The organism is Azospirillum melinis (genome assembly GCF_013340935.1).
In the GTDB taxonomy this organism is placed as follows: Bacteria; Pseudomonadota; Alphaproteobacteria; order Azospirillales; family Azospirillaceae; genus Azospirillum; species Azospirillum melinis.
Genome location: NZ_WHOS01000014.1, coordinates 62,399 through 86,119 on the forward strand (window position 1 = coordinate 62,399; position 23,721 = coordinate 86,119).

The window sequence follows — 23,721 nt, forward strand, 5'->3', positions numbered from 1 at the left end:
AGTCCCAAAGAGTTCGACCGCAAAAATCCCATGGCAGGCCTCTCCAGAAGGAGGCGATCGTAGCGGCATGTGTTCCCACCAGTCGAGAAAGGCTACCTTTATGAAAGCGTGCTACGTGTTGTGGTTGGTGAACGTAGAGAAGACCAGCCAGACAGAAGCGAGTATTCAGGTTGGTTTGAATTCCGGAACGGTCAATCACATCGTGCGCGGACGGCGTTTCCGGCATGCTTACCCGATCTGTCCACCGCATCGCCGGGATTGACTTCGGTACGGCTGCGGATCGGCTTCGCCTTGCCGAAGGCGATCCGCAGCGTTCACGCTACGTCTTCACGTCGATCGACGTGTCGATGAGAACGACATCGGCGCCCTGGGGCATCTCCAGGGCGCTGGTATTCAGTCGTCGTCCGCAGTCGGACGTAGCGGCGTTGTGGCGTGATCGTTCCGGCGAGGACCCGGTCATCCATGGGCGTGCCGGGTCCCCTGGAAACGCTGCTTATAAACCGATGGCGAACGGCTGTCGCACCCGGTTGGACCACTCATCGCCGGTCGTACAAGGACGTGCGATCCAAACTCCGAATGTCGAGATGCATACCCTCATCCAGGGTTTGGAACAAGCGGTTCCAAGCGGAACTGGCATCGCCACTGGCGGCGGGCGTCCCATATGGCTCCAGCCGTGCTACGGGCTGCCCGCGCTCGGTGATGATCACCGTCCGGCCGCTGGCGGCCTGCTTGAGGATCGTAGAGAATTGCCTCCTGGCGTCGGCTGCGGATATGAGACGCGGCATGTCACTGCTCAGTATCGGACGGCGATGGATCGGCGACTTGAACGATTGGAGCGATGCCCCGCAGTCGCCTGACGGCTTCCAGAGCTGCTGGAAGGTGGCTGATTGTTCGATCGTAAAGTGCGAGCATATCGATTTGCTCATCCGCTGATATGCTGTCAATGCTTTCCATGGCGAGTGCCTTCTGGCGCTTGCCCAAAGGCAGGAGGTCGATGACTGCCCGGAGGCGTTTCTGGCGATCTGTGCCCTGGCGATCTGTGTCCTGCATGACCCACCCCGCTGTACCGGTCGTTCCGCACCCTGCATACCGCACCTGACGGTGGGGATGGTACGCCGGCCGACCGGGTCATGGAAGGCCCCCTTGACCGTCGCCCGGGTCAGGCCGCTGACTGCCGTGGCGGCTCGCTCCGGCGGGCCGGGAAGGGGCAGGAGGGGGGAGCGGTGCCAAAGCGTGCATCATGACAGGTCAAGGGGTTGCGGCGGTTTGACAGTGAATCGTTCGTAACCCGTCTACTGCTCCAGCAGTCGATCAATAGACGAAGTCAGCGAGATGTTCGGGGCCGCCACCCCTCTCCCGCTGTCATTTGGCAAATCGCAGGCGTGAAATGAGAGCGACTCCTGTGAAAAGCCTGAGGTATAAGCCGCGGGCGAAGGGCATCCCCTCGAGAGCACCGGGAGAACTCTTCTTAGTGCTGACTTGCCCCCACGGTCCGTTTCCTCGGCGGCATCGGCCATGGTCCCCAGGGTGACCGATCGGTTTGGTGTCTTTTCGCGCGGCCTCAGCCAAGTGCCGGCGCAAGCGGCAGGAGCAGGGCCTTCCGACCAGACCGGTTCCCGTCCGGAGCGGCGTTGTAAACAAAGTGGCGTGCCCTGAAACGCTCGTTTTCTTGCATCTCCAAAAACTTTACAATAGGGCACCGTCTTCATCTTGGCTTGTAATTCCCCATGACGCTTATCGGCTACGCCCGCGTCTCGACAGACGATCAGACCACCGCCGCTCAGCTGGATGCGCTGCATGCTGCCGGTTGTGCTGCCATCTTCGAGGAGAAGGCCTCCGGCGCTTCGCGCGCCCGGCCGGAGCTGGCGCGGACCCTCGCCCGTCTGGCTCGGGGTGACACACTGGTCATCTGGAAGCTCGACCGGCTCGGCCGCTCGCTGTCGCACCTGCTGGAGGTGATTGAGGATCTGCGCAGCCGCGGCTGCCATTTCCGCTGTCTCACCAGCCCGATCGACACCGCAAGCCCACACGGCACGCTGGTGCTGCAGATGCTGGGCGCCGTTGCGGAGTACGAGCGCTCGCTGATCAGCGAGCGCACGCGGGCCGGGCTGAAGGCGGCCAAGGCACGGGGCCGCGTCGGCGGCAATCCCAAGCTGAAGCAGGGCGACACGGCGACGGCGCGGCGCTTGGCCGAGCGGCAACGTCAGCTCTATCTGATGGAGCTGACACGCACAGCGGAGGAATGGCTGCCCACCGTGCGGCGGCTGCGGCCGGTTCGCTCCTGGGCGGCGGTAACACGCGCGGTAAATGCAAAGCTTCCACTTGGCCGGCATTGGACCGCCGAGCGGCTGCGCCGTGCCGTCCGTGCCTTCGTCGAGGAAGGGCTGGCCGAGCGGGCACTGCTCGACAAAACGACTTCAGTGCGCGGTGACGACCGGCTGATGGTACTGGTCGCCGGCATCGCCCGGGCGAACCCGACGCTGTCGCTGCGGGCGATCGGGGCCCAGCTTGAGGCGATGCGGGAGACTACGCCAAGGGGCGGACGCAGCTGGGCAGCGGCATCGGTCAAGAACCTGCTGGATCGTGCTCGCGCCCAGGGGCTGCTCTCCAATGCGCCGGTCATCGCTTCAAAATCGGCATCGTAGACCTGGGGCGGTGTGGGAAAGTCGCGAAACGAGTATCTATTGCGTGGGTCGATACACCCACACCGCGGCTGGCTCCCGGCCGCTCGCCCTCACACCAAGCAAGAGGCTCTTCAGCTCGCGAATCCACAGTGATGTCCGCGCAGCTGACACCGTCGGAGTGCGGCTGATTTCCCGGTAACCGTCGCCCTTCCGCTGGAGGACATCGAGCACGCCTTTGCCACAACTGATGTAAAGGCGTTCGTGCGCGATCTGACGACGGCAATCGCTCTGCTGCTGGTGCGCAGCTTGATACCGCAAGCATGCGGCCGAGGTGGAGCGCTATACCGTACGCGAGGCCGCTCCGACGATAATGGCCGGAGGCTGGAGGACCCATGCTGGCAGAGGCTCCTTGCCCGCCGTGTCGACCTCATCGGGGAGGAGGAGGAACCGATGACGATCCAGTGGGCCGGTCCGCTCCAGGCGCCGAAGGCAACTCTGAAGGATGACGGATGGTATGAGCGAGAGGGATGGACAGTGCCCAGCACACTGGCGTGGCTCATAAGGGCGGGTCGATGATCAGGATATTGGGCTCAACCCTCAAGCAGGAACCCACGTCTACCCGACCATCGGCGATAGCGTCGTTGAGCAACACCTGGGCGTCGGCGAGCGTCAGTGCCTCGCCCTGATAGAAGGCTTGGCCGTCGGCATGCTGAATAACAGAGTATGTCTGCATCATTATTTCCGGACTTCGGGCACCAAGTGGTGGCCATGGAACTCGTTCTCGCCACAAATCAGTGAATCGTTACCAGCGACAACCGGCAAGGCCTTCACTCATCTATGAGAGCAGAGCGCATCGAACGGACTACGGATGCCGAAGCCCAACAGTCCGGCGGGGCCATAGCGGCCGCAAGGATGCTGTTGGCAGCTTGTCTGGCTTGACCATCCCACTGGACGGGTCGCTTGGTTTGGTCGACGACGAGGCGGTCAGTTCGTCGATCACGAAGCGGTGTAGAGCAGGCCGGTGCTCGCCCGACCACCAGAACTCCGGACCGGCTTGTCGATGTTGGTTCATGTCACTCCTCCTGCTTTCAGGCTATATGCGCCGGCTTTCACCCACTCAATCTCGATGGCGAACACGGCCTGTTAAGGGGTAAGAAGCGGGACGGGCCTCTCGATGTGCCCGCCCCGCCGATCCATCATCGCCTACTTATTTGACAGCGCCCTTGATGTCCTCGTACTGGCCCTTCTGCCATTTCTCCAAGCCTTGCATCTGGTCCTTGGACATGTCGACAGCCAGCTTGTCGCCCTTCATGTGCAGCTTGTTCATCGGCAGCACGACGTCCTTGTCGCTGACGTCCACGACGTGATCGACGTCGAGCACCGCGAAGGTGTCGTTGCCCTTACGGACGACGCCTTCGACCTTGGCAAGCTCCTTACCGTCGCTGCCATACACCTCTTTATTCTTCAACTGGTCGGCGCTCATCTTCGCGATTGCCGGATCCACCGCACCGGCCGATGAGGTGGCCGACGGGGCGGTGGTGGTGGTGGTTGCCGTTGTGCTCTGGGCAAAGGCTGGGGCACTGGACAGAAGAGCAATAAGTCCGCACGCGGTCATGAGGGTTTTCATCTTGGGACCTCCCGAAAAAACGTGTTTCTCGAGTAATGAACACGGTCTAGGGAAAAGCCTTCCATGCATTATCCTTTTTCGCCATTTCAAATCGATCGCAATCTGCAATTGTTTTGCAGTCTCGCTATGGCGCTCGCCTCAAAAGCAAGACTTAAGCTTGGGCGCTAAATGAGGTGTTCCCTTGCGCGGCATGGTTTGGTGAACTGGAGTCTTCGAAAAGGAAGGTCATGGGCTCAACATCCCGCGCTAGCCGAAAATAACATGCTGAAATCGTATTCATCACTCCAATTATACTGCTTTTCTTATTCTCCTCTCCTCATCAACAAAGCACAGATCTCCTGCTACCCACGATCACGCCATTGCCGACACGGAGGCTGCGGTGGGGACCTCCAGCAAGAAGAGCGTGCCGTTGTCGGTGGTGAAATGGCAGCGGGATCCGATCTGCTGGCACAGCGCCCTGATCAGCGTCATTCTCAGAGATCCCTTGCACACGGTGTGCGGCAATCCCGAACCACTGTCGCGCACCCGGATGCGCACGCCGGTTGGATCGCAGTGCAGCGAGATGACCAACCCGCCGCCGGTTCCGGGGGGAAGTCGTGCTTCAGGGCGTTGATCACCACCTTTGCCAAGGTCAGCGCTCGGGATTGCCTGGTCCAGATCACGGTGCAGTCGGCAAGCTCCAGGCGGGTCGTGATGGCGCGCTCGGCGGTTCCATGGCTGAGCGCCAATCGGTCGACCAGTCGGCGCAGGTGATCGCTCAGCCGAACCTCGGCGACCTCTCTGGTCGTATAATCAACACATCATTGGCACGGCAACATGCGGGGACCATGAATGTATCATGGTGCCCTCTTACGCCATCAGAGCACAAGAGTTGCACAAATATCTCTCGGCACAAAGCGTTTCTATTCACAATTATCAACGGATAACTATATGTTTATTTTAGTTTTCAGTTTATCTATTTTATAGAAGCAATGTGATAATTGCTTAAATATCCAAGAATTTTATAGAGAAAAAATTATTATGCATATTGTTTTTTTGCAATATCTTGATCATATTTTTCCGATTTGACATCGATGACTGGTTGAATACCATTGCGCTTGGCCCAGATAGCGGCTTGTGTGCGGTTGGCTGCATTGATTTTTCTCAGAACACGCTTGAGGATCACTTTGATGTGAGCTTCAGTCGTTTTCAGGCTAAGAGCGATTTCCTTGTTGGAACGCCCATTCATCAGATGGGTCAAGATCCCCATGTCCTGATTGGTCAATCCTTCGGGAGAAGCCGAATCATCCGCAGCCAACCCTGCTCGAGGTCGCCTTAGCAGCAGCTGGGCCAAATCCGTCGGGAAGACCCGCTCACCGGTCAGGACAAGTTCCAGCGATTGCACCAGTGCCGCAGGAGAGATGTCCTTCACCAAATACCCACGCGCCCCGGCGTTGAGCACCTTCCCAAGGCGACGCGGGCACAGGCGGGCATCGAGCGTGACGACATGAGTGGCCGGTGCAGCTTGGGGAGCTGCCAACAGTCTGCTGAGATCGTCCTCAGCGGTGGCCGATATGTCCATGAGCACAATGTCCGGAGGGGAACCAAAACTGACGATCCAGTCTCGCGCTTCTGCAGGATCAGTGCACTCACCGACGACGACGAATGAGGTATCCTGGAAGAGAAGACGCAGAATATGGCGGTGCAATTGGCTGGAATCGACAAGGAGGATGGTGGCGCCGACACTCGTCATTTTGGATAATCCTTATGTCAGTGGCAAGGACGGGCGCAAAAACAGCAAGCACAATGCGAACAATGCTGCGCTGGGAAAAAAACAAAATCGCCTTCCATTTTATTCCGTCGGAACGAGTTTGGGCATTAGCGCCATAACATTGGAGGGTGCTCCGATTTACCCAGAACAACCATAAGGCAATATGTTTGATTTTGATTTTCTACTTTCCATGTCCTGTGATGTGTCTTCACCACGGCACAACGCATTCGCACATGCTTCAGCTTGCGTTTTGCCCGTGATATTTTTGTGGCTGGGCTTGTCACCCGCGCCGTGAGCATGACTGCAGGTGAGCGCGGTGTTTGGGGGCATCTGAGATGCCGCCCTGCGAAGAAATGTGTCGGTAACGATCAGTGGGATTGTCTCGGCGGGTGCCGCAGCCAACCGCGTCGGTCACGGGCGTTGCGATTGCGCTCTGGGCTTCACCCGTGACGGCCGCTCGGTTTCCTGCAGGATACGCAGCATCTCAGCCAACTGATCAGGGCTGAACGGCTTGTGGAGGATCCTGCAGCCGTTCCTGGCCACCTCATCGGCCCGCTCCTCTGAGGTGTCGCCGGTCAGAATGAGGGCGGGGATGCCGACGTTGCAGAACGCCCTGATGTCACGGACCGCATCCAGGCCAGTCTGCTCGTCCTTCAGCCGGTAATCGGACAGGATCAGGTCGGGGCAACGTCGCTTGGCCGAGATGCATGCCAGGGCCTCGTTCGCGCTGGACGCCGTGCCGACCTGATAGCCCCAGGTCTCCAACAGCGCGCGCATGCCGTCCAGGATCACGGCATCATCCTCGATCACAATCGCAAATCCACGTCCCGCATGCTCAGAGGCCAGCATGAGCGGGCGATGCGGCTTGTATGCTCTCCGATCCCCGACGATTGGCACCTCAATGGCGAACAGGGAGCCATGTCCCGACCGCGATCGAACATCCACGCGGTGTTTGAGCAAATGTGCCAGCCGCTGGACGATTGCCAAACCAAGGCCGAGCCCTCGGGAGCCTCCGTGGTCGCCATCGCTGATCTGGACGAACTCTTGGAACACATCGTCCAGCCGATCCGGCGGGATGCCTAAGCCGGTATCCCACACCTCGATACGGAGACACTCGCCGCGCCTGCGGCATCCGAGCAACACCGCCCGAAGGGGTGTACTTGAGCGCATTTTCCAGCAGGTTGCCAAGGATTCGCCCGAGCAGCAGGGCGTCGCTGCACACCCAGACTTGGGACCCGACGGTGTGGAAGCGAAGCCCCTTCGCCGCCATGCGAGGCTCGTACTCAGCCTCCAGGCGCTGCAACAGGGTCGTCACCGGAAACTCGGTGAGTTGCACGTTGACGACGTTGGCGTCGAGCTTGGAGATATCCAGCAGGCCATCGAGCAGGCTTCTCAGAGTGTCGAGCGCCTGTCCCATCACATCGACCATCGGGCGCGCCGGATGCCCGTCCAGACGGGCGGTCAGGGTATGCAGTAGCAGGACAAGCCTAAGCCGACCAGAAGCAGCGCATGGCGCTGTTCATCCGCACCACCGGCCTTGGGCGCGCGACGGTGAAGATCGGGATCGTCAACCTCGCTTACAATTTCCGGCGCCTCAAAAAAGAAATAATGCAATCCATACGGAGAAATGAAAATACCGTTCCGCATAACCACAGGTTGAATTAATAGAGAATTAAATAATCCGCTACAAGCTGCCAACAGGATATCGCATTTCATCACAATTTCTGTCTGTTTGCATCATGCGGAATTTTGCAATAGCTCGAGCTCCGCAGTAAACTGCCGCACTTCTGTTAAATCATCTTGGCTGCCAATGACGTCTTGGAAATAGAAATTTAACCAATCAATAGCATTTTAGGAAAATCCGTATATTTTGGAGTCCAACCGATGCACCTCCAATCTCTGCTCGGTGGTGTAACACGTACAAAACATCCATATCGGCGACCAGAAGAAAACTAAGCAGCTCTCCGTCGGTATTCAAGCGAGGCATCAAGATCATGTTTGCTGTGTTGTCTCAGTCGATGACGTTCAACGAGGGCAAGGCAGCGAATGCCGCCAAATCTGTTGGCGCTGCAATATTGCTCTCTACGCTCATTACTGGATGTGCCATCGCTCCGAAGCCGTTGACATCTTCGGAAATGAGCGCTGTCGTATCAACGGATCGGGCTGCTATCGAGAAAAGTACTGTTGCGATATCCGGTTCGATCACGCTTGAAGAAGCGGTTGCGCGTGCCCTCAAGCAGAACCTCGATTACCGCACGAGATTGATGGAACAGAGCTTGGCCGCCGGGCAACTGGATGCCAGCAAGTATGACATGCTGCCGCGCCTCCTGACGTCCGCCGGCTACACCTGGCGCGACAAAGAGAATATCCGGGATTCGATCGACTCCGTGACCGGCGCGCCATCGCTGGCAAATCCGTCGATCTCAACGGATAGAACGCGAGCGACTGCCGATATCGGCTTGTCCTGGAGCATCCTCGATTTCGGCGTCAGCTACTACAACGCCAATCAGAACGCCGACCGTCTGCTGGTCGCCAACGAGCGCCGCCGCAAGGCCATGCACCTGCTGATCCAGAATGTGCGCACCACCTATTGGCGCGCACTGGCGGCTCAGCGCCTTCGCAACGAAGTGCAATCGACGATCCAAGAGGCCGAACGGGCACTGACCGACTCACGGAAGATGTCGGCCGACCGTATTCGCAGCCCGGCCGAGCCTCTGCGCTATCAACGCAATCTGCTGGAGAATCTGCGTCTTCTTGAGAACGTCGATCGTGAGTTGGCGGTGGCGGAGATCGAGCTTGCCACTCTGATCGGGGCCAAGCCAGGGTCGCGGATCCGTTTGGTCGAACCGGACTCTTTCGCTTTCAAGGCGCTGTCCTCCAACGTCGAGAAGATGGAGGAGGTTGCGCTTCTCAACAACGCCGACTTGCGTGAGCAGGTCTACAGTACCCGCATCGCCGCAGTGGAAACCCGTAAAGCTCTGCTAAAGCTCTTGCCGAACCTGTCATTCGACTATGGCTACAAGTATGACGGTGACAAATACCTGATCAATCAGGTTTGGCAAGAGGCGGGCAGCCGCGTCGCCTTTAACTTGTTCAATCTTCTGTCAGGTCCGGCACAAATCCGTGCTGCCGAGATGAATGTCACTGCCAATGAGGCCAAACGCATGGCGCTCCAGATGGCCGTGCTGTCTCAGCTGCATCTCGCCCGGTATTATTATGACGATGCACTGAAGCAATACAACCGTGCCATTGCGATCTCCGACGTCGACAACAAGCTGGCTGAACTGGCCCGAAGCCAGGAACAGAGTGAGATGGGCGGATCGCTGGAGCGTGTGTCGGCGAATGTGACGGCGATCTTGAGCTCGCTGCGCCTCTATCATTCGGTCGCCAAAGTCAATGAGGCGATCAGCCGGATCCAGGCATCTCTCGGCCAGGAACCGGATATTGGTGCTTTGGACGATATCACCTTGGACGATCTGAAGCAGAAGCTTCATGTCCTCCTTCAGGACCAGGTGTGACTATGGCAAGGCATCAGAGGGCTGGCCGCGCCGGCTGGAATGGCACGGTGGTGACGAGGGCGGCAGTCGCTGCGGCCATAATCGGCGCCGTGACGCTGGCTGTGCCGGCTGCAGCACAATCGCTGCCCGGCGCTGGGTTCAACCCACTTGAAATGCGCGCCCAGTTGACGCCACAGCGCTATGCCACGCTGTCGGCGGAGATCGCGGCCAAGATCAATCGTGTCGCGCTGCGTGACGGCCAATCGTTCCGTGTCGGTGACGTCCTTCTGGAGTTCGACTGCGCCCTGCAGGCAGCACAGCTCGACAAGGCTCGGGCGCAGCAGGCAGGTGCGGAGAATATGCTCAATGGACAGAGACGGCTGGCCAAGCTGAACGCGGTTGGAATGGTCGAGCTCCACAACAGCGAGGCTGAGGTCACCAAAGCCAAGGCCGACGTCACCTACCTTCGTACGACGATGGAGAAGTGCAAGCTCACGGCCCCGTACAATGGCCGCATCGTCGAACACAAAGCCCGCGAACAGCAGTTCGTGCAGCCAGCTCAGCCTCTCATCGAAATCATCGACGACAGCATCCTCGAGCTTGAATTCATCGTGCCCTCGCAGTGGTTGAGTTGGTTCAAGCCTGGGCACAGCTTCAAGGTACGGATCGACGACACCAGGAATGAGTATCCGGTGAAGCTGGTGCGAACCGCCGCAAGGGTCGATCCCGTCAGCCAATCGGTGAAAGCTGTTGCGGTGGTCGACGGCAAGTACCCGGAGCTGCTCGCCGGCATGAGTGGCCAAATTCTCATTACGCCACCTGCACAACAATAATCAACTGGGACTTCAGGTTCGGGAAAGAGGAAGAAAAGCCATCATGAAGACGCCGCCCTTCGTGCATCGCCGCGCCCTTCGTCGCAACGGCCCGAGCGCGCGGCGCCTTGAGCCCCGCATGATGTTTGACGGAGCTGCCGTCGTAGATGCGACGGCGGCCGTCAATGACAGCCCGACAGCCGAACACACCGAAGCCGCAGCCGCGCCGGTGCCGGTGGTCGACACTCAAACCGCGACCAGTCAGGCGACGCAGCCGGCGCAGACGCCCACTGAGACAGCGCCGAGCGAAGCCAGCACGCAGACGTCGACTGCCAGCGGGGCGGCGCCGACAAGCGATACCGGCAACACCCAACCCAGTGGGATCCAACCCGGTGAGGCAGAGGGGAACAGCTCGACAACCGTGGCTCCCGCCACAGGCCAGCAGTCGGCGACCTCGTCGGACACCACTATTCACCAGACCGCCGAGCCGGATGCGAGCAGCCAGTCCGAAACGACGCGTCAGGAGGCCGTTCTTGCGAACGCCACCGACGTGGCGTCGGCTGATGCAGCGCATCTGTCAGCGGTTGAAGAGCAGGCCAAGCAGGCGATCGCGTCATTTCTTGGCTCGGCTGACGGGCTCGACAAGTTGGCCGCGCTCTTCCCCGGCGCGCAAACCACACCAAGTGCGGACTGGATGGCTCGTGCGGAAGCCCTACGCGGCCAAGTGCTCAATGGCAGCTTCAACTTGACGGTTCAGTTCGTCGATGGTGCTGCCATGGGCAATTATTTTGCGGCGTTCACAGCCAGCGGTCCGAACGGGACCCCAACCATTCTCGTCAACCATGACTGGTGGAATGCTCAGGCCGATGACAGTACCCGGGTGCGGGCTCTGGTCGAAGAGTATGGTCACGCCATCGACAACCGGCTGAACCCCGGCTCCGATACGGCCGGTGACGAAGGCGAGGCGTTCTCCGACAAGGTCCTGAACATCTCCGTCAACTATGTGGACGAGGCTCGGATCGCGGTGGAGAACGACCACAAATCCGTTGTGATCGATGGGATCTCCTATGAGGTTGAGACCGCCACGCTGTCCTTTCTGACCGCTTACAAGGTCTATACCGGGGCCGGCTTCCTTGCTGAAAAGGAGCAGAATCGCCATCACTTCATCGACACGTCCCTGGGTGTCACAGTCATTACCGATGGGCAGCTTTCCAGCTATTTCTCCGGTAATGACGTCGTTGCCAAAGTAAGCATCAACGGAAGCGATTATTACGGTTGGGTAAGCCGCCCGATCAAGGATCAGGGCATCGTCCGCGGCTTCTACTTCTGGTATGATGCGAACTTTGGTAATCTGTCCACCGCCACCCAAGACGGCAATATGGATGGCGACCGGAATGCCGCAGACAACAACGCTTTCATTCTTGTCGTCGATCAGAGTTATTTCAATAATCTGTCTGTCGCAGGCAGCTTCACGGATAATGGCGTCACGAAGACGTACAAGTTCGTTGGAAGCTCCTCCGATCGCGTGGACTCCGCACTCAACTCGCTTGTCGTGCCGAACCGTGCGCCCACACCGACCAATGACAGCCTGACCATTCTTGAGGACAGCGGGGCCGGTACCGGCAATGTGCTGACGAACGACAGCGATGCCGACGGCAACGCCCTGGCCGTCACGGGCTTCAGCATCAACGGCAGCGCCGGGACACTTGGCCAAGCCTTCACCATCGCCAATGTCGGGCAGTTTACGCTGTCGGCCGACGGAAGCTACAGCTTCACGCCTGCCGCCAATTATGCCGGCCCGGTGCCCACCATCACCTATACGGTGAGTGACGGTCAGGTGTCGGCGACCGCGACGTTGTCGATCGCCATCACGCCGGTCAATGACGCGCCGGGCGGGACCGACAAAACCATTACGATGGACGAGGACACCAGCCACACCTTCTCGGCCGGCGAATTCGGCTTTACCGATTCATCGGACAATCCGGCCAATTCGTTGCAGTCGGTCGTCATCACCACGTTGCCGTCCGCCGGCACGCTGACGCTGAACGGAACTGCCGTTACGGCGGGCCAGGAGATTCTGGCCACCGACCTGACGAAGCTGAAATTCGCGCCAGCGACCGATGCATTCGGCGCCACCTATGCCACCTTCACCTTCCAGGTGCGGGACAGCGGCGGTACGGCCAATGGAGGCATCGATCTCGATCCGACGCCGAACACCATCACCTTCAAGGTGAACAACGTCAACGATGCGCCTGTCGCTGTTGCCGACACCAACGCCATCAACGAGGACACGGCAACCGTCACCGGAAATGTTTCGACCAACGACAGCGATCCCGACGGAGACACCCGGACGGTGGTGGCTGCGTCCGGTGTCGGTGCAACGACCGGGACGGGGCCTTTTGTGGTGGTTGGCCGGTATGGCACGCTGACCCTTCAGACGAACGGCACCTACAGCTATGCGCTGGACAACACCAACGCTGCGGTCCAGGCTCTGCGCCAATCGACCGACGTGCTCTCAGAGAGCTTTTCCTACACCATCGCCGATCCTGGCAACCTCACTGCCAGCAGCACACTGACCATCACCATCAGAGGCGTGAACGACACGCCGGTGGCAGTCAACGATTACAACATCGCAAAAGAGTCGATCGCAGGGTCCGGCAACTACACCAACACCGACACGACGGGCTACAAGGCGACGGGCAACGTTCTGTCGAACGACACCGACAAGGACGCCTATTCGGAAACGAAAACCGTCACGGGAATTTTTTCCACCGCTCTTGGAAGTACGCCTGCAGCCGCGTCAACCAACACTTACATTACACTGACTTCCGCTCCGTCGAGCAACTCCATTACAGGCAGTATCGTTTATTACCTGGACAATTCGTCCAACAAGGTATTCCTTAAGGATGTGTCCAATAACAACCTGTCCGTGTCGATCTACGACTCTTCAACATTGCAAGTAAAGCTGAGCGGCATTGTTTCCACCAGCATCCCGTCCGGCGCTACGTTGCATTTTACCAATAATACAAACTCCAACAACGATATTGCGACGTCTGTCTATGGATCTTCCACAACTCAACAACCCAGCGCTTCGGTGGTGCTGGACAATGCCGGCACCGTTTACGTCGGGATGTCCGTGCAGGGTACGGGAATTCCAGCAGGGACACTCGTCGGTTCGGTAAACACCTCGACGAACACGATCACTCTCAAGGACAGCAGCAACAACGCCGTTGCGGTGTTGCTGGGGTCGAACACCTCTCTGTCCTTTACCGCCGCAGCCGGCACGACCATCACGGGTAGGTACGGCACGCTCACGATCGCAGCCAACGGCGGATACACCTATACGCCGACGGCCAACAACGCGAACCTGAACGAGGGACAGCAAGCGACGGAGACCTTCAGCTACCGGATGCAGGACAGTGCTGGCTCTACCGCCGATGCGACCCTGACGATCACGGTTCTCGGCTCCGGCACCAATGATCCTCACGCCGTTGCCGACGTGAACACCATTGCTGAGAACAGCACCAACGTGACCGGTAACGTGGTCACCGGTACCGGTTCGCCGCTGACCGGCATCGATACCACGCCCTCCAACACCGGCACATTGTCGGTCACGGCGGCACGTAGCAGCTCCAACAGCAGTGAAACGGCAGTCGGTAGTGGAACGCAAATTACCGGACTTTACGGTACCCTGACCATCAGCAGCACTGGGGCCTACACATACGCATTGAACAACAGCAATGCTGCAGTCGATGCGTTGCGCTTGTCGTCGGACACGCTGACGGATGTCTTCTTTTATCGTGTCACGAACTCCACCGCGTTGCGTGAAGACGTTACTACCCTTACCATTACAATCACTGGAGCGAACGATGCTCCGGTTGCCGTTGCCGACACCGCGATTGCCCGTGAATCCGGAGGTTATGCAAACGGTACGGTCGGTGTGAACCCGTCCGGAAGCGTGCTGATCAACGACACCGATGTGGATAATGGCGATACGAGGGCGGTCAATGCGGTCCAGGCCGGCGGCAGCTTGACCGGTTCGGCAAGCGCGGTCAGCGCGGGTACCAGTTCTTCCACTGGGACCGCGGTCGCGGGCAGCTACGGCAGCTTGAAACTGGGGGCCGACGGCGGTTACGTATATACGGTCGACAACAGCAATGCCACGGTCCAGGCTCTGGCGTTCGGACAGACGCTGACCGACAGCTTCACCTATCGCATGGTCGATTCAAACGGCGCGTCCAGCACGGCGACGCTGACCGTCACCATCCAGGGCGCAAACGACGCGCCGGCCAATGCGGTACCGTCGAGCGGGATCACGGTTGCGGAAAGCTCCAGTGTCGCTCTGTCCGGCATCAGCGTTGCGGATGTGGACGATGCGAGCCTGACGGTTCAGCTGACCGTGCAGAATGGTACTCTCACGGTCGGCAACCTGAACGGCGCCCTCGTTTCGTCCGGAACCAATGGCGGGGCCACGCTCACATTGACGGGCACCAAGGCGCAGCTGAACAGCGCGCTGGGCACACTTTCCTATCAGGGAGCGACGGATTACAGCGGCATCGATCTGCTGACGGTCCAGACCACGGACTCCGCCGGTCTGGTGGCGCTCTCCACCGTCGACGTGACGGTAACCGCCGACAGCCGGACTTTGACGGTCACGGGAAGCACCGTCAACGAAACGTCGCCCTACCTTCTCTTCAAGGTGGACGGCACAACCGGCCAGAAGGTGACGCTCGCTCTTCAGAGCACCGGGACTGGAAGCGGCGACGCCACCATCGGTGCCGATCTGTCGCCGAACCTGGAGTACTTCAACGGCACCGCCTGGACCGCCTATACCGGTGGCGCAGTCACCATTCCCACCGGCGACGTGCTGCTGGTCCGCACGGCCGTTTACGGCGACTCCCTCTATGAGGGTGGTGAAACCGTCAAGCTGGTCGCCAGCAACAAGGCCGGTGCAAACTATAATGGCACCGGCACCATCATCGACGATGGGACCGGTGCCATCTACCTGTCGACGAACACCAGCTTCACGGCCGATACCACGGGCATTGCGCAGTATCCTGACGATGACCGGCCGTTGACGGTGAACAGCATTTCCGTCAACGAAGCCTCGCCCTACGCCGTGTTCACGGTCAGCGGTAATGCCAATCAGGTGGTGCGTCTGTCGCTGACCGACGGCACCGCAACCAGCCCAGCCGACTATGGAACCGGCCTGCAGTATTACAACGGTACCGCTTGGGTAACTTACACCCCGGGCAGTGATCTCACCATGACCGGCAGCACGCTGCTGGTCCGCACCAGCATCGCCAACGACAGCAGTTACGAGGGGCAGGAGGCCTTCCTCCTGGGTGTTACGAAGCTGAGTTCGGGAACCACCGTCTACGGCACTGCCTCCATCTATGATGACGGCACCGGCTCGGTCTATCTCGCCACCAACACCACTGGCACCGCCAATGTCGGCACCGACACCGGCTACCCGTCCGCTCTCGATGACGACCGGTCGGTGTCGGTGAGCAGCCCGACCGTGAACGAAGGGTCGGACTATGCGATCTTCACCCTGACGGGCAACTCCGGGCAGACGGTCACCCTGACGCTCGAGAATGTCAGCGCCTCGATCAACACGAGCCAGACCTTGAAGGTCTGGGATGGGCTCGATTGGGTCGATTACACCACGACCGGAGCCCTTCCGACCTTTGATGCCAACGGCAAAATCCTTGTCCGCGTGGATATTCGTGCAGAGCAGGACGCCGTCTATGAAGGTGCCGAGACGTTCAAGCTGAAAGCCACTCTGACCGGTCAAACTGCGGCGGCCGAAGGCATCGCGACGATCAAGGATGACGGCACCGGCTCGGTCTATCTCAGCACCAACACCACCGGGACAGCGAACACCAGCACCGACACCGGCTACCCGTCCTATCTGGACGACGACCGCGCCGTAACGGTGAACAGCATCACCGTCAACGAGGCCTCGCCCTACGCGGTCTTCACCGTCAGCGGTAGCACCAACCAGGTGGTCCGCCTGTCGCTGACCGACGGCACCGCCACCAGCACGGCCGACTTCGGCACCGGGCTGGAGTACTACACCGGCACCACTTGGGCGACTTACACCGCGGGCAGCGACGTCACCATGGCCGGCAGCACGCTGCTGGTCCGCACCAGCATCGTCAACGACAGCACCTCCGAGGGCTCCGAGACCTTCAAGCTGGTGGTGACCCGCGCCAGCTCCGGCACCACCGCCGAGGGCACAGCAACCATCCGCGATGATGCTGCCGGTGATGTCTATCTGGCGACCAACACCACCGGCACGGCAAATGTCAGCACCGACACCGGCTACCCGTCCTATCTGGACGATGACCGGGCTGTGACGGTGAACAGCATCAGCGTCAACGAGGCTTCGCCTTACGCGGTCTTCACCGTCAGCGGCGGCGCCAATCAGGTGGTCCGCCTGTCGCTGACCGACGGCACCGCAACCAACACGGCCGACTTCGGCACCGGGCTGGAGTACTACACCGGCACCACTTGGGCGACTTACACCGCGGGCAGCGACGTCACCATGACCGGCAGCACGTTGCTGGTCCGCACCAGCATCGTCAATGACAGCACCTCCGAGGGCTCCGAGACCTTCAAGCTGGTGGTGACCCGCGCCAGCTCTGGCACGACGGCTGAAGGCACCGCCACGATCAAGGATGACGGCACTGGCTCGGTCTACCTGTCGACCAACACTACCGGGACAGCGAACACCAGCACCGACACCGGCTATCCATCCTATCTGGACGACGACCGGGCTGTGACGGTGAGCAGCATCAGCGTCAACGAGGCCTCGCCCTATGCGGTCTTCACCGTCAGCGGTAGCACCAACCAAGTGGTCCGCCTGTCGCTGACCGACGGCACCGCCACCAGCACGGCCGACTTCGGCACTGGGCTGGAGTACTACAACGGCACGGCCTGGGTGAGCTACACGGCAGGCAGCGACGTGACCATGACCGGCAGCACCCTGCTGGTCCGCACCAGTATCGTCAACGACAGCACTTATGAGGGCTCCGAGACCTTCAAGTTGGTGGTGACCCGCGCCAGTTCCGGTACGACGGCCGAGGGCACAGCCACGATCAAGGATGACGGCACCGGCTCGGTCTATCTGTCGACCAACACCACCGGCACGGCAAACGCCAGCACCGATACTGGTTACCCGGCTCAGTTGGACGACGACCGGGCTGTGACGGTGAACAGCATCAGCGTCAACGAGGCCTCGCCCTATGCGGTCTTCACCGTCAGCGGCAGCGCCAACCAAGTGGTCCGCCTATCGCTGACCGACGGCACCGCCACCAGCACGGCCGACTTCGGCGCCGGGCTGGAGTACTACAACGGCACGGCCTGGACGAGCTACACGGCGGGCAGCGACGTGACCATGACTAGCGGCACGCTGCTGGTCCGCACCAGCATCGTCAACGACAGCACCTATGAGGGCTCCGAAACCTTCAAGCTGGTGGTCACCCGTGCCAGCTCCGGCACAACGGCCGAGGGCACCGCGACCATCCGCGACGATGCTGCCGGCGACGTCTACCTGTCGACCAACACCACCGGAACAGCCAACACCGGCACCGACACTGGCTATCCGTCCTATCTGGACGATGACCGCGCCGTAACGGTGAACAGCATCTCGGTCAACGAGGCCTCGCCCTATGCGGTGTTCACCGTCAGCGGTGGCGCCAATCAGGTGGTGCGCTTGTCGCTGACCGACGGCACCGCCACCAGCACGGCCGACTTCGGCACCGGGCTGGAGTATTACAACGGCACGGCCTGGACGAGCTACACGGCGGGCAGCGACGTCACCATGACCGGCAGCACGCTGCTGGTCCGCACCAGCATCGTCAACGACAGCACCTATGAGGGTTCCGAGACCTTCAAGCTGGTGGTGACCAGGGCCAGCTCCGGCACCACCGCCGAGGGTACGGCGACGATCAAGGACGACGGCACCGGCTCGGTCTATCTGTCGACCAACACCACCGGTATCGCCAACACCGGCACCGACACCGGCTATCCGGCTCAGTTGGACGACGACAGGCCGACCATCGCTCATGTCGGAGATGGAACGGCAAACAGCATCACCGTTCCTGAGGGTCAAAGCGCGGTCTTCACCGTTACATTGTCAAATGCGAGTGCCGCTGCAGAGACCTTTGTGCTTGGCTTGGCCGGGGTGACGGCGACGTCCGGAACGGACTTCGGCATCGCTCCGACCTTCAGCAACGGCGTAACCTACGATGCCACAGCCGGCACCATCAGCGTTCCTGCCGGCGTGACCAGCTTCACCGTCACGATCCCGACAGTTGACGATGGAGACGTAGAAGCCAATGAAACCTTCACCTTGACCATCGGCGCGAGCACTGGCACCGCCACAATCACCGACAATGATGTGGCACCGACGCCCTCCACGGTGGTCGTTACGCCGCCTGTCACTCCTACCGTGCCAGAGCCTCCAACCATCCCGGTTACTCCGGTAGTCACGGTTACTCCGGTCACCCCGACGGTCCCCGAGGTCGTCACCACGCCGGTGACGCCGACCCTCCCGGAAGTCGCTCCCACGCCGGTGACGCCGACCGTTCCGCAGGTGGTCGCCACGCCGGTAACGCCTGCTGTTCCGCAGACCACGCCGGCCCCGATTGTCGTAACCGAAGTGCCGGCCGCGGCGACGCCGGTCGTTCAATCCGCCCCGGCTCCCACGCCTGTCGCTCTCTCGCCGGTGGTAACGCCGCAGCCTTCCGCCGGCTTCGCTCCGCTGGTCGACCCGGCGATCGTACCGGCAGAGATCGGCTCGGCCAACGCGCTTCCAAGCCGGCCGGACGATGCGGTGCGCCAGAACCCCCAATACGAACTGCGGGTCGACAAGCCAATCCCGGATGTTCTGATCCCAACCGGGACCGGGTCGATCGCTTACATCTTGCCGGTGGATGCGTTCAAGCACACCGATCCCAATGCGCGGGTCGAGATGAGCGCCGCGCTGATCGACGGAAAGCCGCTGCCATCCTGGTTGAAGTTCGACCCGGTAAAGGGAGCCTTCACCGGAACTCCTCCTGAAGGTTACAGGGGTGACCTCCAGGTTAAGGTCGTCGCCCGTGACGGGGTTGGGCGCCAAGCGGAGACCATGGTTCACCTGAAGGTCGGCGATGTGCCTCAACGTCAGACGCAACTCCTTGGCAAGCCGAGCTTGGCCCAGCAGCTTAAAGGTCACGGCCTTCATGCTTGGAAAGCGGATCGCGAACGACTTATCCATCAGGCGCGCGAAACCTCACTCGCCAGCCGGATGAGCAAGTCGGGCGGGCGCTTGGCATAATGGATGGTTTCAGATGATGTTGGACGACGTTCGGCCGGTGAGCGCCGAGACGGAGGCGCTCGCTGCCTTGCTCCATCTCGGCAAGCGAGCCCGGCAGGCGCGTGACCGGGCGGAACTCGCCTTTGTCCTGGTGAACGAGACCCACGGCTTGGCGCCTTACCGCCAAGCTGCCTTGTGGCTGGACGGCAGGGTCCACACCTTGTCCGGTGTGGTCTCCGTCGAGGCGAACATCCCCTATGTACAGTGGCTGGAAGCCATCTTTCGCCATCTGGATCGCACGCAGTCGAGGGAGAGCCCACGCTCGATAGAGGCCGGAGATCTGCCGATCGATGGTGCTGCCCAGTGGGGCGAGTGGTTGCCGCCGGAAGCGCTTTGGCTCCCGCTGCAGGGTTCGGGGAAAGGCGCTCCTGGTGGCGCTCCCGGTGGAGCGCTGCTCCTGGCTCGAAGCCACCCCTGGACGCAAGCGGAGGCGGATTTGGCGGCGGAGTGGGCCGCAACCTGGGCGCATGCCTGGGCGCTTCATCAGCGCGGCGGTCTCTGGCGTCGGCATTCCGGGTCCGGGGACAAGGCGCGAAGCTCGAGCGGTCGAGGACGGTTCCTGCGCTGGGTCGGAAGTTTGAAGCTCTGGGCGGCCGCGGCAGCCATTTGCACCCTCTTCATACCGGTCAAATTGACGGTGTTGGCTCCGGCGGAGTTGGTGCCGCTCGCTCCTTCGATCGTCCGGTCACCTCTGGACGGTGTGATCGACAGCATCGCGGTCATACCGGGACAGAGGGTCAAAGCGAATGACCCTCTTTTCACGTTCGATCGCACCAGCGTCGCCAGCAAGCTGCTGATCGCCGAGAAGGCGTTGGAAACCGTCCGCACCGAGTACCGGCAGCGCGCCCAGCAAGCCCTGTTCGATGAACAGAGCAAATCCCACTTGGCGGTTCTGCAGGGGCAGGTCGCTGAAAAGAGTGTGGAAGTCGACTATTTGCGCAGCTTGGAGAGCCGGAGCATCGTCACTGCTCCCCGCGACGGTATCGCGCTCTTCGACGACCCGACGGAGTGGATTGGCCGTCCTCTGGTGACGGGAGAGCGGGTGATGATGGTCGCCGACGAAAAGCAGGTGGAGGTGGAGGCGTGGCTGGCGCCGGCCAATGCCGTTCCACTTCCTTCCGGCGCTCCGGTGACACTCTACCTGAACGCCGATCCCCTCCAGCCGTTGAGCGCGTCGCTGCGTTACATTGCCCACGAAGCGGTGCGCCGCCCCGATGGCCACTATGCCTACCGCGTCCGCGCGACGCTGACGGGTGAGCCGCAGACGGCGCGCACCGGCCTGAAAGGGACGGCGAAACTGGAGGGTGAGCAGGTCCCGCTGGTTTACTGGGCCTTGCGCCGGCCGTTCGCCGATGCGCGGGCGTGGTTGGGTCTGTAGGCCATGCTGCCGCCGTTGCGGGAGGAACTGACACTGCATCCCGGCCTTCCGACCAGGGAGGGTGCACCGACCTGGGCGCTGCACGATCCGGTCCGCAACGCCTTTTTCAGCCTAGACTGGTTGAGCTTCGAGGTGCTGTGCCGATGGGACCTCGGTGACCCCGATGCCATCGTAGCGGCGATCGATGCCGAAACGACCATTGTCGCGGAGCGCGATGATGTGAAGGATGTCCTGCGTTTCCTGGTCGACAACGAACTGATCTGCAATCCGACGGAACAGGGAACCCGCTGGTATCGGGAGCAGGCAACCAAACGCGAAACCTCCCTCGCCACTTGGATTCTGCACCATTACCTGTTCTTCCGCTTGCCCCTCTGCCGTCCGGATCGCTGGTTGAGAAGTATGCTGCCGCTGGTCGAGCCGCTGTTCTCCCGCGGCTTTCTGTGGCTGACCCTGGCCGCGCTCATCGGCGGAATCATGGAAATCTCCCGCCAGTGGGAAACCTTCGTGACCACACTGGTGGATACATTTTCGCCTCAGGGGCTTGCCGGCTTCCTGATCGCACTGGTGTTCGCCAAGCTTCTTCACGAACTGGGACATGCCTTCACCGCCAAGCGGTATGGCTGCCGGGTGCCGACGATGGGCGTGGCCTTTCTGGTGCTGTTCCCGGTCGCGTACACCGATGTGACGGAGGTCTGGCGGCTCAACAACCGCGGGCAACGCCTTGCCGTCGGCGCGGCCGGCATCAGAACGGAACTCTTGCTGGCGGCTTGGGCGACAGCCCTATGGACTGTGGTGCCGGACGGGCTGATCCGAAGCGGGCTGTTCATGCTTGCGACCACCACCTGGATCACCACGGTGCTGGTGAACGCATCGCCATTCATGCGGTTCGACGGATATTTCCTGCTGATGGATTGGCTGGGCGTGTCGAACCTACACCAGCGTTCTTTTGCGCTCGCGCGTTGGAGGCTGCGTGAAGTGCTGTTCGGTTTGGGCGACGAGCCACCGGAGGCGTTGCCAAGGCGTCTGCGTCACGGCTTGATCCTGTTCGCCGCCGTGACAGGGATCTACCGGCTTGTGGTGTTCTCCGGCATTGCCGTTCTCGTCTACTCCATGGCTCCCAAACCAATCGGCCCGCTCCTAGGTGCCATTGAGCTTTGGTGGTTTATTCTGCAGCCAGTCTGGAAGGAGTTTGCCGTGTGGGGACGGAATGCAGCACGCATCCTGGCGGCGCGGCGCGTGGTGGTCTTGATTGCCGCATTTGCAGTGCTGATCACCGCTGGGGTAGTGCCATGGGACCGGCGCATCCACAGCCAGGGGCTGCTTCGGCCAACCAACTACTACTCGGTGTATGCGCCCGATGGTGCGCGCATCGTCAAGATGCCGATTGTCGGAGGCAACGTTGTCGGCAAGGACGATGTGCTCTTCGAATTGGAGGCGCCCGACCTCGCCTATCGCCAGAGGCTGAAGACGGTCCAGGCAATGACCGCGTCGTGGCAGACGAACGCCGCCGGCGTGAACGCCGATTTGCGCGGGCAGTTGCCTTTGATCCAGGCAACACGTGCCCGCCTTGAGGCCGAGCTGGCTGGCATGATTTCCGAGAAGAGCCGCTATCAGATAAAGGCGCCTTCCGCTGGGGTTTTCCTCCTCTCCGATCCAGGTATTCAGCCTGATGTTTGGATAAAGAAGAAAGAAGCAATTGCATCCATCGCCGATCTGTCGTCTTGGCAGGTGATCACTTACCTTCCGGAGGGCGAAATTACCCGACTCTCTGTTGGCGATCTTGCGGTTTTCTATCCGGAGCAATCGGGTATAGATAGGGTTTCTCTCAAAGTCGATTTCATCGACCAAGATGCGGCGAGAGTTCTACCGGAGGGAATTCTGGCATCCACATCTGGTGGAAAGACCTTGGTCAGGGAGACAGCCGGCGGACTGGTCCCGGAAACCGCCCTCTATCGAGTTGTCTTGTCATTGGCAGAGCCGAAACAATCCCCTCAGCCGATGCTGCAGCGAGGTGACGTTGTCGTATTCGGCGATTCCAAACCTCTTGCTGATGATTTTCTGAAATCCGCCATCGGTCTGTTTGTGCGTGAAGCAGGGTTTTGACTGCATAGATCAATGCAATGGTTAACCGCAACATGTCGGGGCGGTTCACTACGACGAACTGGTCGCCACCGCGTGCGGATTGCTTTGCCTTGGTTTGACGATGAGACAATTCGCTGGGGCGGCCGCGTGTGGAGACAGTGCAGCCCACCGTTGCCACCGGTGGTCGGTATGGAGTCACCGCGACCACACAGAGGGGAAGAAGCTGCCTACCGCGCCGGTGCCGCCTCTGCCCGTTGAGGACGCCTATGCCCCGACCGGACGATCGGGCGCACCCAACGATGACGAGGTCTGATTCCGGTTCAGGTTATCCTTGGCGTTGTTCAGCGAACACACATCGCGCTGTCCTCGTTGCGCTCAACGGCGAAAGCCTGGATCATCTCATCACTGAATTGCGCTCACTCATCCCAGCGCTCATAATGTTGGACCCCATCGGTGGTTTCGAAGTCACTGTAGCAAGTAACCCGGTCGCTTGATGGCTGTGTTCGGGAGATGAATATTAGCCTGACTGACTGACGCATGCTGTAATATACGTCTGCCTCCAGACAATCCAAGAATTTACTGGTCAA

Annotated in this window: 14 protein-coding genes; 6 read left to right on the top strand and 8 right to left on the bottom strand. The window is 60.5% G+C overall.

Going from position 1 to position 23,721, the window contains the following annotated elements:
* Positions 1 to 536: 536 nt before the first annotated feature.
* Complete coding sequence (locus GBZ48_RS13080; RefSeq protein ID WP_174471459.1) at positions 537 to 785, bottom strand: type II toxin-antitoxin system Phd/YefM family antitoxin; 249 nt, start codon at positions 783 to 785, stop codon at positions 537 to 539.
* A gap of 1 nt (position 786) precedes the next feature.
* Positions 787 to 1,050 (bottom strand): hypothetical protein, encoded by a 264-nt coding sequence (locus tag GBZ48_RS13085; protein WP_174471460.1) that lies wholly within the window; start codon positions 1,048 to 1,050, stop codon positions 787 to 789.
* A gap of 677 nt (positions 1,051 to 1,727) precedes the next feature.
* Here GBZ48_RS13085 and GBZ48_RS13090 point away from each other — a divergent pair.
* A complete protein-coding gene (locus GBZ48_RS13090; protein WP_174471461.1) occupies positions 1,728 to 2,645 on the top strand; it encodes a recombinase family protein in 918 nt (305 codons plus the stop codon).
* A 535-nt stretch (positions 2,646 to 3,180) separates the two neighbouring features.
* Here GBZ48_RS13090 and GBZ48_RS13095 read toward each other — a convergent pair.
* The 6 genes from GBZ48_RS13095 to GBZ48_RS13120 all read right to left on the bottom strand — a co-directional run bounded on the left by GBZ48_RS13095 (position 3,181) and on the right by GBZ48_RS13120 (position 7,717).
* Complete coding sequence (locus tag GBZ48_RS13095; protein WP_174471462.1) at positions 3,181 to 3,357, bottom strand: hypothetical protein; 177 nt, start codon at positions 3,355 to 3,357, stop codon at positions 3,181 to 3,183.
* Positions 3,358 to 3,831: 474 nt separating this feature from the next.
* Entirely contained in the window at positions 3,832 to 4,251 is a 420-nt protein-coding gene (locus GBZ48_RS13100; RefSeq protein WP_174471463.1) for a PRC-barrel domain-containing protein, read from the bottom strand.
* A 351-nt stretch (positions 4,252 to 4,602) separates the two neighbouring features.
* A complete protein-coding gene (locus GBZ48_RS13105) occupies positions 4,603 to 4,821 on the bottom strand; it encodes a hypothetical protein (RefSeq protein WP_174471464.1) in 219 nt (72 codons plus the stop codon).
* 448 nt (positions 4,822 to 5,269) lie between these two features.
* Positions 5,270 to 5,983 (bottom strand): LuxR C-terminal-related transcriptional regulator, encoded by a 714-nt coding sequence (locus tag GBZ48_RS13110; protein ID WP_174471465.1) that lies wholly within the window; start codon positions 5,981 to 5,983, stop codon positions 5,270 to 5,272.
* 429 nt (positions 5,984 to 6,412) lie between these two features.
* Positions 6,413 to 7,171, bottom strand: a complete 759-nt coding sequence (locus tag GBZ48_RS13115) for a response regulator (protein WP_246307178.1) — start codon at positions 7,169 to 7,171, stop codon at positions 6,413 to 6,415.
* 291 nt (positions 7,172 to 7,462) lie between these two features.
* Positions 7,463 to 7,717, bottom strand: a complete 255-nt coding sequence (locus tag GBZ48_RS13120; RefSeq protein ID WP_174471467.1) for a hypothetical protein — start codon at positions 7,715 to 7,717, stop codon at positions 7,463 to 7,465.
* A gap of 278 nt (positions 7,718 to 7,995) precedes the next feature.
* On the opposite strand from GBZ48_RS13120, the gene GBZ48_RS13125 reads away from it, so the two are divergent.
* The 5 genes from GBZ48_RS13125 to GBZ48_RS13145 are packed head-to-tail and all read left to right on the top strand — an operon-like array spanning position 7,996 to position 23,155.
* Positions 7,996 to 9,519 carry a TolC family protein gene (locus GBZ48_RS13125; protein WP_174471468.1) on the top strand — a complete coding sequence of 508 codons (1,524 nt, stop codon included), beginning with the start codon at positions 7,996 to 7,998 and terminating at the stop codon, positions 9,517 to 9,519.
* A 2-nt stretch (positions 9,520 to 9,521) separates the two neighbouring features.
* Positions 9,522 to 10,331, top strand: coding sequence for an efflux RND transporter periplasmic adaptor subunit (locus GBZ48_RS13130; RefSeq protein ID WP_174471469.1), 810 nt, complete (start codon positions 9,522 to 9,524; stop codon positions 10,329 to 10,331).
* Positions 10,332 to 10,374: 43 nt separating this feature from the next.
* On the top strand, positions 10,375 to 19,635 hold the full coding sequence (locus GBZ48_RS13135) for a VCBS domain-containing protein (protein WP_174471470.1): 9,261 nt from the start codon (positions 10,375 to 10,377) through the stop codon (positions 19,633 to 19,635).
* 13 nt (positions 19,636 to 19,648) lie between these two features.
* Positions 19,649 to 21,052, top strand: coding sequence for an efflux RND transporter periplasmic adaptor subunit (locus GBZ48_RS13140; RefSeq protein WP_209798237.1), 1,404 nt, complete (start codon positions 19,649 to 19,651; stop codon positions 21,050 to 21,052).
* A 3-nt stretch (positions 21,053 to 21,055) separates the two neighbouring features.
* Positions 21,056 to 23,155, top strand: coding sequence for a site-2 protease family protein (locus tag GBZ48_RS13145; protein ID WP_174471471.1), 2,100 nt, complete (start codon positions 21,056 to 21,058; stop codon positions 23,153 to 23,155).
* Positions 23,156 to 23,721 lie beyond the last annotated feature (566 nt).

What these genes read in the sequence shown, in the direction of transcription:
- GBZ48_RS13080 (WP_174471459.1), bottom strand. Translation starts at nt 785, where the DNA reads ATGCCGCGTCTCATATCCGCAGCCGACGCCAGGAGGCAATTCTCTACG.
- GBZ48_RS13135 (WP_174471470.1), top strand. Translation starts at nt 10,375, where the DNA reads ATGAAGACGCCGCCCTTCGTGCATCGCCGCGCCCTTCGTCGCAACGGC.
- GBZ48_RS13145 (WP_174471471.1), top strand. Translation starts at nt 21,056, where the DNA reads ATGCTGCCGCCGTTGCGGGAGGAACTGACACTGCATCCCGGCCTTCCG.
- GBZ48_RS13085 (WP_174471460.1), bottom strand. Translation starts at nt 1,050, where the DNA reads ATGCAGGACACAGATCGCCAGGGCACAGATCGCCAGAAACGCCTCCGG.
- GBZ48_RS13090 (WP_174471461.1), top strand. Translation starts at nt 1,728, where the DNA reads ATGACGCTTATCGGCTACGCCCGCGTCTCGACAGACGATCAGACCACC.
- GBZ48_RS13100 (WP_174471463.1), bottom strand. Translation starts at nt 4,251, where the DNA reads ATGAAAACCCTCATGACCGCGTGCGGACTTATTGCTCTTCTGTCCAGT.
- GBZ48_RS13115 (WP_246307178.1), bottom strand. Translation starts at nt 7,171, where the DNA reads ATGCGCTCAAGTACACCCCTTCGGGCGGTGTTGCTCGGATGCCGCAGG.
- GBZ48_RS13140 (WP_209798237.1), top strand. Translation starts at nt 19,649, where the DNA reads ATGATGTTGGACGACGTTCGGCCGGTGAGCGCCGAGACGGAGGCGCTC.
- GBZ48_RS13095 (WP_174471462.1), bottom strand. Translation starts at nt 3,357, where the DNA reads ATGCAGACATACTCTGTTATTCAGCATGCCGACGGCCAAGCCTTCTAT.
- GBZ48_RS13125 (WP_174471468.1), top strand. Translation starts at nt 7,996, where the DNA reads ATGTTTGCTGTGTTGTCTCAGTCGATGACGTTCAACGAGGGCAAGGCA.
- GBZ48_RS13120 (WP_174471467.1), bottom strand. Translation starts at nt 7,717, where the DNA reads ATGAAATGCGATATCCTGTTGGCAGCTTGTAGCGGATTATTTAATTCT.
- GBZ48_RS13110 (WP_174471465.1), bottom strand. Translation starts at nt 5,983, where the DNA reads ATGACGAGTGTCGGCGCCACCATCCTCCTTGTCGATTCCAGCCAATTG.
- GBZ48_RS13130 (WP_174471469.1), top strand. Translation starts at nt 9,522, where the DNA reads ATGGCAAGGCATCAGAGGGCTGGCCGCGCCGGCTGGAATGGCACGGTG.